The following is an 11915-nucleotide window of genomic DNA, read 5'->3' on the forward strand; positions in this document are numbered from 1 at the left end:
AGGAAGTGGAACAGGCATTCTAGGGGCAAGGACACGAATTGGGATACGCCGCCGTTCAAATGTGAGGGCAGGCTTGCCTGCCCCCCACAGCGGACTCAGCGCACAGCTTCGAACAGCCCGGTCGCCCCCATGCCGCCGCCCACGCACATGGTGACGACGCCATAGCGCAGATTACGCCGCTGCAACTCACGCACCAGATGCCCAACTTGCCGCGAACCCGTCATGCCGAACGGGTGGCCAATGGAGATCGAGCCGCCGTTAACGTTGTATTTGGCATTGTCGATTTCCAGGCGGTCGCGTGCATACAGGCATTGGGAAGCAAACGCTTCGTTGAGCTCCCACAGGTCGATATCCGCCACCTGCAAGCCCTTGGCCTTGAGCAACTTGGGCACCGAGAACACCGGGCCGATGCCCATCTCGTCCGGCTCGCAGCCGGCCACGGTAAAACCACGGAAAAACGCCTTGGGCTTGAGCCCCAGTGCCAGGGCTTTTTCCAGGCTCATCACCAGCGTCATCGAGGCGCCGTCGGACAATTGCGAAGAGTTACCCGCCGTCACCGAACCGTCTTCGGCAAACACCGGTTTCAAACCCTGGAGACTGGCCAGGGTGGTGTCGGGGCGATTGCAGTCGTCGCGGTCGACTACGCCGTCGAGCACCTGCACAACGCCGGTATTTTTGTCCTCGACGCTGTACTTGACCGCCATCGGCACGATTTCATCGTCGAACAAACCATCGGCCTGGGCCTGGGCAGTGCGCTGCTGGCTTTGCAGGGCATACCGGTCCTGGTCCTCGCGGCTGACGTGATAGCGGCGCGCGACGATTTCGGCGGTCTGGCCCATGGGAAAATAGAGGCCCGGCACCTGTTCTTTGAGCAGCGGGTTGATCAGGTTGTCGGTGTTGACGCTTTTCATGGTCAGGCTGATGGACTCGACGCCGCCAGCGACGATGATATCGCTGCAGCCCGAGGCGATCTGGTTGGCCGCGATGGCAATCGCCTGCAAGCCCGAGGAACAGAAACGGTTGAGGGTCATCCCTGCCGTACCGGTGCCCAGTTGCGACAGCACCGCGACGTTGCGCCCGATGTTGTAGCCCTGCGCGCCCTCGTTGGAGCCCGCGCCGACGATGCAATCCTCCACCGTCGCCGGGTCAATGCCATTGCGCACGAGCAGCGCGTTGACGCAATGGGCCGCCATGTCATCCGGCCGGGTCTGGTTGAACTTGCCGCGAAAGGATTTGGCCAGGCCGGTTCGCACGCTGTCGACGATCACTACTTCACGCATGGGGCTACCTCGATCTTGTCGTTGTTGGGAGAGGGATCGAGGATAGATCCAGGCCTGCCCAACCGCGACGATCATTCACCCCGCCTATAGGCCTACTTCTTCTTGCCTTTCTGGTCGTGCTTGTCGGACTGGGCAAACGCCTCTTCCAAGGCCAGGTTGATGGTGCGCAGCACCTTGACCCGCGCCCAGCGCTTGTCATTGGCTTCGACCAGGGTCCACGGCGAGACCTCGGTGCTAGTGCGGTCGACCATATCGCCCACGGCGGCACGGTATTCATCCCACTTCTCGCGGTTACGCCAGTCGTCTTCGGTGATCTTGAAGCGTTTGAACGGGATCGCTTCGCGGGCCTGGAAGCGCTCCAGTTGGGTATCCTTGTCGATGGCCAGCCAGAACTTGACCACGATCACCCCGGCGTCGCGCAGTTGCTCTTCGAAATCATTGATCTCGCCATAGGCGCGCATCCAGTCCGCCGGGGTGCAGAAACCTTCGATGCGCTCCACCAGCACACGACCGTACCAGGAGCGGTCAAACACGGAGAACATGCCCCGCGCCGGAATCTGCCGCCAAAAGCGCCACAGGTAAGGCTGAGCGCGCTCGTCTTCGGTGGGCGCGGCGATCGGGATGATATGGTACTGGCGGGGATCGAGGGCCGCCGCTACCCGTCGGATCGCCCCACCTTTGCCAGCCGCATCGTTACCTTCAAATACCGTGATCAGAGCGTGCTTGCGCATGCGTTTATCACGCATCAGGCCGGAAAGACGCGCCTGTTCAGTGATCAATTGCTCTTCGTAATCGTCTTTTTCCAGGCTCAAGGTCATGTCGAGACTGTTGAGCAGGCTCACTTGATCCACGGCCACCGGCAACGGTGCCGGGTTCATGCCGCTGACTTTGCCCTTGGGTTGCCTCAAGGCGTTTTGCAGGCCTTCGAGTAGAATCTTGCCCACGGTGAGACTGCGGTAATTGCTGTCGACCCCTTCGATCACATACCAAGGCGCGTAGTCGCGGCTGGTACGGCGCAGGATGCGTTCGCCGAAGTGGACGAACTTGTCGTAGGTCTTGGACTGCTGCCAGTCCAGCGGGCTGATCCGCCAACTGTGCAGCGGGTCGTCGGCCAGGGCCTTGAGCCGCGCCTTCATCTGTTTCTTGGACAGGTGAAACCAGAACTTGAAGATCAGCGCGCCTTCGTCGCAGAACATCTTCTCCAGGCGCTCAGCGCCGGCGATGGCCTGGTCGAGCCGCGCGTCCTTGATTTCGCCCTGCACGCGGCTTTGCAGCATCTGGCTGTACCAGTTGCCGAAGAAGACTCCCATGCGGCCTTTCGCAGGCAACTGCCGCCAGTAACGCCAGGCCGGCGGGCGCGCCAGCTCTTCGTCGGTCTGCTGGTCGAAGGTGCGCACTTCGATCAAGCGCGGGTCCATCCATTCGTTGAGCAGCTTGACCGTCTCGCCCTTGCCGGCGCCTTCGACGCCGTTGATCAGGATGATCACCGGGAACCGTTTCTGCTGTTGCAGCTCGAACTGCACTTCGAGCAAGGCTTCGCGCAGGGCCGGCACTTCGGCGTCGTAAGTGTCTTTGTCGATGGCATGACCGATTTCAGCGGATTCGAACATGAGCAGCTCCGTTTCAAGATGACTCAAGACTAGCGGATTGGGCAGCAACACGCGGCAGGAAATTCAACCCTCGCTTGCCATGGATCAATTCATTGCCGGTTGATCGGCTAGAATGGCCGCCTTGCCTTTGCCGAGTCGCCCATGAACCCTGTAACCCACGCCCAGCTCGACTGGGATGACCAAGGTCGCCCGCATTCGCGGGTGTTCGACGATGTGTACTTTTCCGACCAGTCGGGCCTTGAAGAAACCCGCTATGTGTTCCTCGAACAGAACCGTTTGCAGGCACGGTTTGCGGCCTTGCCGGCGGGTGGGCGCCTAGTGATCGGCGAAACCGGGTTTGGCACCGGGCTGAACTTTCTCTGCGCCTGGCAACTGTTCGAGCAACACGCGGTGGCCGGTGCTCGCCTGCATTTTGTCAGTGTGGAAAAGTACCCGCTGAGCCACGCCGACCTGCAACGCGCCCTGCTGCTCTGGCCGCAACTGCAGCCGTTCGCCGCGCAATTGCTGGCGCAGTACATCGCCATCCACCCAGGCTTCCAGCGCCTGCTGCTGGATAACGGCCGCGTGACCTTGACCCTGCTGATCGGCGACGCCCTGGAGCAGTTGCCGCAGCTGGATGCGCAAATCGACGCGTGGTTTCTCGACGGTTTCGCCCCGGCGAAAAACCCGGATATGTGGACCGCCGAGCTGTTTGCCGAACTGGCACGCCTGGCGGCCCCGGGATCGACCATCAGCACCTTCACCAGCACCGGGTGGGTGCGACGCCTGATCAATGCCGCCGGGTTCAAGATGAAGCGCACACCGGGCATCGGCCATAAATGGGAAATCCTGCGCGGCGAATTCCTCGGCTGGCCGGCCGAGACGCCGTTGCCAGCCGTGAGCAAACCGTGGTTCGCGCGCCCGGTGCCGCTGCGCGGTGAGCGCAGCGCTCTGGTGATCGGCGGCGGCCTGGCCGGCTGCACGACGGCGGCCAGCCTCGCTGCACGCGGCTGGAATGTCAGCCTGCTGGAACGCCATGCCCGCCTGGCCGAGGAAGCCTCGGGCAACCCGCAAGGGGTGCTGTACCTCAAGTTGTCGGCCCATGGCACGGCCCTTTCGCAATTGATTTTGAGCGGGTTCGGCCACACCCGGCGCCTGCTCGAACACCTGCACCGAGGTGTCGACTGGGACGGTTGCGGCGTGCTGCAACTGGCGTTCAACGCCAAGGAGGCCGAGCGCCAGGCCCAGTTGGCTGCGGCGTTTGCCCCAGGCCTGCTGCACCCGTTGGACCAGGCCCAGGCCCAAGCGCGCGCCGGTGTGGCGCTGGAACACGGCGGGCTGTTTTTCCCCGAGGGCGGCTGGGTACATCCGCCGGCCTTATGCGAATGGCAAGCCCGGCACCCGTTGATCAACGTACTGACGCATCACGAGGCCCTTGAGTTGCAACGGGTTGACGGGCAATGGCACGCCCTGGCCGGCGACACCCTACTGGCCAGCGCCACGGTGGTGGTGCTGGCCGGCGCGGCCGAGATCAAGCGGTTCCCGTTCAGCGCCGAGCTGCCCCTCAAGCGCATTCGCGGGCAAATCACCCGCCTGGCGCAAACCCCAGACAGCCAGGCGCTGGCCACCGTGGTCTGTGCCGAAGGCTATGTGGCCCCGGCGCGCCTCGGCGAACACACCCTGGGCGCCAGCTTCGACTTCAAGCGTGACGACCTGGCGCCGACAGTCGCCGAGCATGTCGGCAACCTGGAGATGCTGCGGGAAATCTCCGTCGACCTGGCCCACCGCTTGGGCGCCGACGCACTCGCCGCCGATCAACTCGAAGGTCGCGCCGCGTTCCGCTGCACCAGCCCGGACTACCTGCCGATTGTCGGGCCGCTGGCCGATCACGCCCTCTTCGACCAGGCCTACGCCGCGCTGCGCAAGGATGCCCGCCAAGTCCCCGAGGCCGCGTGCCCGTGGCTCGACGGCGTGTACATCAACAGCGGCCACGGCTCGCGCGGCCTAGTGACTGCGCCGCTGTGCGCCGAATTGTTGGCGGCCTGGCTGGACGATGAACCCTTGCCGCTGCCCAAAAGCGTGGCCGACGCCTGCCATCCGAATCGATTTGCCTTGCGTGCATTGATCCGCGGCACGGGCGGGTTATAACAACGGCAGCGGGCAGGCGGTCAGCGCACCGGGTTTGAGTGCCTCTTCGGTCTGGCGCCTGATCTCGGTGGACTCAACCTGCGCCCGCGCCTGCAAAATCACGTTCATCTGCTCGCGGTAGTCGGCATCACCCAACGTCTCGCCCTGATCAAACACCGCCTGCATTCGTTCGTCGAACGGCTTGGTCAAGCGGTCGAGCGGCACACTGTTAGCTTTCTTCAAATAGCCCGTCCACAACGGCAACTCAACCAGATAATTCAACAACTCGCTTGAGTTCTCGGCTGCGCGGAGCTCGTCAGCGGCTTCCGTCAAGTGCTGGGACGTCACCTCAGCCAAGCTCTCAAAACGCATATGTTTGGGTTGGCCCGGCAGGTGAAACCTGTCGGCCAAGCCTTTTCGAAAGGCCAGGCTCACCTCCAGCGGGTCAGCACTGGGGTGATCTTCGCTATGACGCCGGGCATAACGCTCAAGTTGGTCGAGCCGAAATAATCCCCGGCCGAAATGCAGTAACGGTTCGGCGGTCAACTGACCGCCCTCGACCGACCTTGAAGCCTCGTGAATATGCGTCAGCACCTCTAGATTGCTGAAACTCGCGGCCGCGGCATCATCACAATTGAGCGGAGTAGCGGCGCGCTCAAAGATTTCTTGGCGCAAGCCGGCATCGGTTTCGGCCGAGTCCAGCACCCACCACACACGCCGACTCATGTCCTCGCGGACCTTCTTGGTATCAGCGGTGCCCCCCAGCCCGGCCAGTAGGTTGAACAGCCCATCGGAGCCAGGTTCCGCCCTGAGCGCGGTCCAGGTGGACTGTTTGGTGGTAAACAGCGTGCCCACGTCCTTCAACCAGAGCTCCTGCGCCCGTTGCTCGGTCATACGGGCAATGTCATCTTCCAGAAAACCCATGCCCACGCCGACACGGGTTCGGTAGTTGCTCAATAGTTGCCGGCTGGGGGCGTCCAGCGGGTTGTCCCCAAGGTTGAGCGTGCGTGCAACCCCACGCGGGACATCGGCCAGCCATTGCGGCAACTGCGTGATTCGATTGCCACGCAGGTCCACCGTTTCCAGGTACGGCGGCCTTCGCAGACCGACAGGCAGCTCCCTGAGCGAGCAGCTATTGAGGAACAGTGTTTGCAAATCCAGCATCCGACTGATCGTCGGCGCGTTCAGCAGCGGGTTGCGGTTCAGGTCCAGTAGCCGCAGTTCGGTCAAGCCCGCCAGGGTCGTGCGGGAGGCTTCGGTCAGTTGCAGTTGGTTGTCGCTCAGGTACAAGCGCTGCAACCCGGGCATCTGCTCCAGCGTCTGCGGCAGGTCGGTCAGCTTGTTGCCCATCAGGTCGAGCGTCTGCAGCCCCTTGAAGTGCCCAAGGAACTGCGTAACGTCATTGTTGAGCGCCATGTGCTTGAGCGACAGCACGCGGACATGGGCGAAATCAACTTCGGCAGGCAACTGAGGCAACGGGCCCGTCGCCATGGCGTCCAACTTCAGGCCAAATACCTGCCCCTTCTCATCGGGCAGCAGTGTTTTGCGTTTCCAACTGCGCTCAATGGCCTTCATGACCGATTGGCGAGCCGAGCGAAAGTCCTTCCTGGCAGAGCGAGACATATCTTTCGTCGCCGCCTTGTCGTCAGACCAGCGCTTCAACGTCAACAACAGCACCTTGAGTTGTCCTTCCAACCCTTTGACGGCCTTGGCGCGCGACACATGATCCGGGCCCAGTTCCTGCAACAAGCGTGAGAGTTGGCGTGAATCCAGCTTGGGGTAGAGCTTGCGTGCCTTGCGCATCAGTGCGGCCGGTTGCGCCGGCGGGTCTTCCAATACCGCCTGAATACAGGCCAGCGCTGGTTTGGGTACCGGGCGCTCCGGCCAGAGGCAACGTGCCAGCGTCTTGCGCTCCGTTTCAGCCTTGGCCAGCAGATCATGCCGCAAGAAAGCGCCGCGCTGCCCGCCGTTCAGCTTCAGCGTGGCCAGTTGATCGGCCGACAACGTGTCCGTCAGGGCCTGGTAAAAACCCTCCTCGCCGGTGGCGAGCGTGCCCAAGGCCTTACCGTGCCCATCAAATGCCTGACAGCCCTTGGCAGATGTCACGACAGTGCGCCGCAACGCCGCGCCCGGCGTCCCACCTTGCGCAATCAGCTCACCCGTGAGCGTTTCGCGGCGCACTTGCAGCGACATCGCCTGCGGCCAATCGGGTACTCGTGCCAGCAGCCCGACCACCAGGCGCTGGGTGGCTTCGCTGCCTTGTCGTGGCCAGTACAAACCACTGAGCGCCTGATCCTCCTCAAGCAGTTGCAACGCCTCCCGGGTCTGTTGCGCCAGCGCCAGCGGCACCCGACCGGCCTCACGCAAACGCCCGCGTTCCACGCTCGAAGTCTTGGACAGCAGCTCCCAGGCGATGCGATTGGGCAAGCGCGGATAGTGCGACTTGAGCAGGCCATGATCGCTGTGGGTGATCACGTCGGAGTGCTGATACAACTGCTCATACACCTGCCGATGAGTGACCTGAAGCGAGGCGAGCAAGCGACGTTTCAACGTCTCCTCGGCCTCATCAGCTTCCACCACCCCACCGAGCAATGCCTGGGTTTCATCAGCGTCCAACGCGGACAGCAGCGTGGGCATCACCTCGCCGTTTTCCAACTGTTGCTTGGTGAGGTGGATGCTCAGGTCCTCATAATCAAAGGGTGCTACATCCGGGTAGCGTTCAAGCAAGTTGCCCTCATTGTCCAGCACCTCGAAGAAGCGCCCGCTGGGCCAACCGGCCATATACGGCAATGCGAACATCTGGGTGCGTGCCGTACCGGTATCCAACTGCGCCTGGTGTTCAAGCTGCCAGGTCAGGTCACGCACTTTTTGTTCTTGTATGAAACGCGCCACCCCCTCCTTGAAGCGCTCCGGTAATGGCAGGTTCTCCACAGCCCGGTAACGCAACTCGGACAACGACAGGTCGGTAATGCTCGCAATCTCCTTCAAGCGCTCATCGCTCAGCGCCCCAAGCGCGGGATGCAAGCGTTTGATGATGTATGACGGGCTTTCCCATTCCTCGGGCCGCTCCCACTCAAACCGCCAGCCCCCCGTCAAATTATGCTCAAGCACCGGACGATAGGCCTCGCTGTGCAGCGGGTGCGTGGCTCGCCACTGCTTGGCGTGGGTGTCGAAGACCATCGAATACACCCCGCCTTCGATCTTGACGTAGAACTTCCCGTTGACCTGATACACGCCCGCGCCGTTAGCCACGGTGCCGGCGATCACGTCCGGGGGCTGACGATAGGCGCGGGGCCGACGCGGCCATAACCATGCGCTGTCGTCGGGCCGCTTGACGGCCTCCATGCCGTCAAAAAAATCCACCGGCCGGGTGACCAGGCGCTTGGCCGCACTAAACACCTTTGCACCTGCCGCAAACAGGGCCATACCCGCCATGCTTTCAGCCACGTTGAGCAAATGCCCGAGCGCCTCGGCTTTTTCACGATGAGTCCAGTCGTCGATGCCCTCAAACACTTCGCCGAGCAACTGGCCGATGCCAATCCCGGTCATCAAGGCCCCCACCACCGGCACCACAAAACCGGCGACGTTGAGCACGGTCAAGCCGGCGTCCAGGTAACTCTGCAGGCGCTGCTGCCGGGCATCTTCATCTGCCTGCGCCGTGGGCACCGCCAGTACGTGCGCGTCGAGCAGCAGCTTGCCGGTGCCGACGTTGAAAAAGAAGCTCGACAGATTGCCCGTCTCCGCCACCGGTTCCAGACGCACCAGGGTTCTACCCTGGTCAAATCGCTGGAAAAACCCGAAGCGTTCCGACTCGTCCAGGTAGCCGGTAAAAAAGCGCCGATACGCGGGCACCTGGAGCTTGAGCGTCAGGTACTGCTTGAAGTCATCCAGCGACGGGTACTCGTACCAGGGCCTTAGCGGCTCATTGGGCATGTACAGCACCAGCGGGCCCGAGGAAAAACCATCTGTCGCCGCGTGGGCCAATACCATCACGCCCCACAAGCAGCTTCCGCCGATATTCAGCCCCTGCCAGACCAGCGGTTTACCGTGAAACAGCAGATGTTGCATCTGGTCGGCGGGGGCATTCGCCTTGATCAGCGCCAGCACTACCGCGTAGGTCGACTGGCTGATATCGCCTTTCGCGTAAGCGATGTGCAGATCGGTCTGCATGTCCATGCGCCTGGCTTGCCCCAGGGTCGAGACGGCCGGGTTGTAACCGCGCTCCGCCGCCACCGAGTCGCCGGGGGCTGACAGGTTAAACACCTCCCGCAGATGCTGTTGATAGGCGGCACCGAGGTCCAGTTCCCGGCAGTAGCCCACGAAGGTTTCGGCGCTGAGGCCTTGAACGACCGTCTGGCCCACACGAATGACCGATCCCTGCGGCATCCCCCCGGGCTCGGCAAGCGCCTGCGGGAAGTTCTGCATGGCCGCCTGCAGCAGGCTATGTCGCTCAGTCTTGATCACCTCAATCGCCGGGCCGATAGGGGCTTTCATTTTGTAAGAACGCCGGGGCACCTCCAGCATGTCGTGCTCGATATCCAAGGACGCGTGCCCCTTGCTGGCCAAAAATGCCTGGAGCCGTTCGGCGCAAAAAACCTTGAGCGATTTGACCCGCGCCAACAGGCGCGCCGCTTGTTCGTGAGGGTGCTGGCTATCTGCATGGGCATCTTGCAGGGCCTGGCGCGTCTGGGTATCGGCGTCGATCCACCAGGCGGGCAACTTCTCTTGCAGCACTTGGGCTTTGTCCAGGTCTGCGGTGATCTCCAACAGTGTGGCGGTGATGTCTTCTTGCGTCACCGGCGCGGGGGTTTGAGCTGAATCCTGTGATTCGGCCATCGGGAGCCTTCCTTATTGCATTGAGTAATGACGCTCAACAATAAGCCCGACGCCTGCGCCGAATGACGCAAAAACCGGGGCGGTTGCCCCACCAAACCGCGCAAAATTTGTATGTTTACCAGGCCTATTTACCGCCCGCGAATCCGCCGCCACGCGCGGCGCAGGGTCGCGCCCGAGCAGTCAAGGCTCTTTGCCTTATAACAGATCGTTCTAAAACTCCGTTGATTTGCCCGTGTCAGTTTCTGGGTACGCGCCCTTTGGGCGTATTGAGTGTTGAACCTCCCCAACGGAAAAACCGGTAAGGAATTTATGTGCGGATTAGCTGGAGAACTACGTTTCGATGCCCAACCTGCCGACCTGGCTGCGATTGAGCGCATCACCCATCACTTGGCCCCACGCGGCCCCGACGCCTGGGGCTTCCATGCCCAAGGGCCGATTGCCCTGGGCCATCGGCGCCTGAAAATCATGGACCTGTCGGACGGTTCTGCCCAACCGATGGTCGACGCGCAGTTGGGTTTGTCCCTGGCCTTCAACGGCGCGATCTATAACTTCCCGGAACTGCGCCAGGAGCTGGAAGCCTTGGGCTACGCCTTCTATTCCGGCGGCGACACCGAGGTGCTGCTCAAGGGCTACCACGCGTGGGGCGAAGCCCTGCTGCCCAAGCTCAACGGCATGTTTGCGTTTGCCATCTGGGAGCGCGATGCCCAGCGTCTGTTTATTGCACGTGACCGTCTGGGCGTGAAGCCGCTGTACCTGTCGCGCACCGGCCAGCGCCTGCGCTTTGCCTCGACGTTGCCGGCGCTGCTCAAGGGCGGCGATATCAACCCGCTCCTCGATCCGGTGGCGCTCAACCATTACCTGAACTTCCACGCCGTGGTGCCCGCGCCGCGCACGCTGCTGGCCGGCATCGAGAAACTGCCGCCGGCCAGTTGGATGCGTATCGACGCCAACGGCAACATCGAGCAGAAAACCTGGTGGACCCTGCCCTACGGCCCGCGTGAGGATGAGCAGCACCTGACCCTCGAAGACTGGACCGACCGCGTACTCGACAGCACCCGCGAAGCCGTGGCCATCCGCCAACGCGCCGCCGTGGATGTGGGCGTGCTGCTGTCCGGCGGCGTCGATTCGAGCCTGCTCGTCGGCCTGCTGCGTGACGTCGGCGTGCAGGACCTGTCGACCTTCTCCATCGGCTTTGAAGACGCCGGCGGTGAACGCGGCGACGAGTTCCAATACTCGGACCTGATCGCCAAGCACTACGGCACCCGTCACCACCAACTGCGCATCGCCGAGCGCGAGATCATCGAGCAACTGCCAGCGGCGTTCCGCGCCATGAGCGAGCCGATGGTCAGCCACGACTGCATCGCCTTTTACCTGCTGTCACGGGAAGTGGCCAAGCACTGCAAAGTGGTGCAAAGCGGCCAGGGCGCCGACGAGCTGTTCGCCGGTTACCACTGGTACCCGCACGTGGACGGCGCCAGCGATCCGTATGCGGCGTACCGCGAGGCGTTTTTCGACCGCAGCTACGACGACTACGCGGCCACCGTCACGCCGAAATGGCTGACCGCCAACGACGCCGCCGGCGACTTCGTGCGCGAGCATTTCGCGATGCCGGGCGCGGACGCCGCCGTGGACAAGGCCCTGCGCCTGGACAGCACGGTGATGCTGGTGGACGACCCGGTCAAACGCGTCGACAACATGACCATGGCCTGGGGCCTGGAGGCGCGCACACCGTTTCTCGACTACCGCCTGGTGGAACTGTCGGCCCGCGTACCGGGCAAATTCAAATTGCCCGACGGCGGCAAGCAGGTCCTCAAGGAAGCGGCGCGCCGGGTCATCCCGAGTGAAGTCATCGACCGCAAGAAGGGTTACTTCCCGGTGCCCGGCCTCAAGCATTTGCAGGGCGACACCTTGAACTGGGTGCGCGATTTGCTGCTGGACCCGAGCCAGGACCGCGGCCTGTTCAATCCTGCCATGCTCGACCGCTTGCTCACCGACCCACACGGTCAACTCACCCCGCTGCGCGGCTCCAAACTGTGGCAACTGGCGGCGCTGAACCTGTGGCTCAGCGAACAAGGAATCTGAT

Annotated in this window: 5 protein-coding genes; 2 read left to right on the top strand and 3 right to left on the bottom strand. The window is 62.7% G+C overall.

Going from position 1 to position 11915, the window contains the following annotated elements; all coding sequences use genetic code 11:
• Positions 1-95: 95 nt before the first annotated feature.
• On the bottom strand, positions 96-1280 hold the full coding sequence (locus P3S72_RS21410; RefSeq protein ID WP_276194128.1) for a thiolase family protein: 1185 nt from the start codon (positions 1278-1280) through the stop codon (positions 96-98).
• A gap of 92 nt (positions 1281-1372) precedes the next feature.
• The gene (gene pap, locus P3S72_RS21415; RefSeq protein WP_276194129.1) at positions 1373-2890 is read right to left on the bottom strand and encodes a polyphosphate:AMP phosphotransferase; all 1518 of its coding nucleotides are present in this window, start codon (positions 2888-2890) and stop codon (positions 1373-1375) included.
• A gap of 141 nt (positions 2891-3031) precedes the next feature.
• Between pap and mnmC the strand changes: the two genes are divergently transcribed.
• Complete coding sequence (mnmC, locus tag P3S72_RS21420) at positions 3032-5017, top strand: bifunctional tRNA (5-methylaminomethyl-2-thiouridine)(34)-methyltransferase MnmD/FAD-dependent 5-carboxymethylaminomethyl-2-thiouridine(34) oxidoreductase MnmC (RefSeq protein WP_276194130.1); 1986 nt, start codon at positions 3032-3034, stop codon at positions 5015-5017.
• On the opposite strand, the gene P3S72_RS21425 is transcribed toward mnmC, so the two are convergent.
• Positions 5012-9832 carry an NEL-type E3 ubiquitin ligase domain-containing protein gene (locus P3S72_RS21425; protein ID WP_276194131.1) on the bottom strand — a complete coding sequence of 1607 codons (4821 nt, stop codon included), beginning with the start codon at positions 9830-9832 and terminating at the stop codon, positions 5012-5014. The two genes, mnmC and P3S72_RS21425, sit on opposite strands and share 6 nt — an antisense overlap.
• Before the next feature lie 309 nt (positions 9833-10141).
• Between P3S72_RS21425 and P3S72_RS21430 the strand changes: the two genes are divergently transcribed.
• Positions 10142-11914: an N-acetylglutaminylglutamine amidotransferase gene (locus tag P3S72_RS21430; RefSeq protein ID WP_276194132.1), complete on the top strand. Its 1773-nt coding sequence runs from the start codon at positions 10142-10144 to the stop codon at positions 11912-11914.
• The last annotated feature ends 1 nt before the right edge of the window (position 11915 follow it).

This window comes from Pseudomonas sp. D3 (assembly GCF_029320995.1).
Taxonomy (GTDB): domain Bacteria; phylum Pseudomonadota; class Gammaproteobacteria; order Pseudomonadales; family Pseudomonadaceae; genus Aquipseudomonas; species Aquipseudomonas paraveronii.

Excerpts from the sequence above, each read along its gene's own strand:
- P3S72_RS21410 (WP_276194128.1), bottom strand. The coding sequence starts at position 1,280 with ATGCGTGAAGTAGTGATCGTCGACAGCGTGCGAACCGGCCTGGCCAAA.
- pap (WP_276194129.1), bottom strand. The coding sequence starts at position 2,890 with ATGTTCGAATCCGCTGAAATCGGTCATGCCATCGACAAAGACACTTAC.
- mnmC (WP_276194130.1), top strand. The coding sequence starts at position 3,032 with ATGAACCCTGTAACCCACGCCCAGCTCGACTGGGATGACCAAGGTCGC.
- P3S72_RS21425 (WP_276194131.1), bottom strand. The coding sequence starts at position 9,832 with ATGGCCGAATCACAGGATTCAGCTCAAACCCCCGCGCCGGTGACGCAA.
- P3S72_RS21430 (WP_276194132.1), top strand. The coding sequence starts at position 10,142 with ATGTGCGGATTAGCTGGAGAACTACGTTTCGATGCCCAACCTGCCGAC.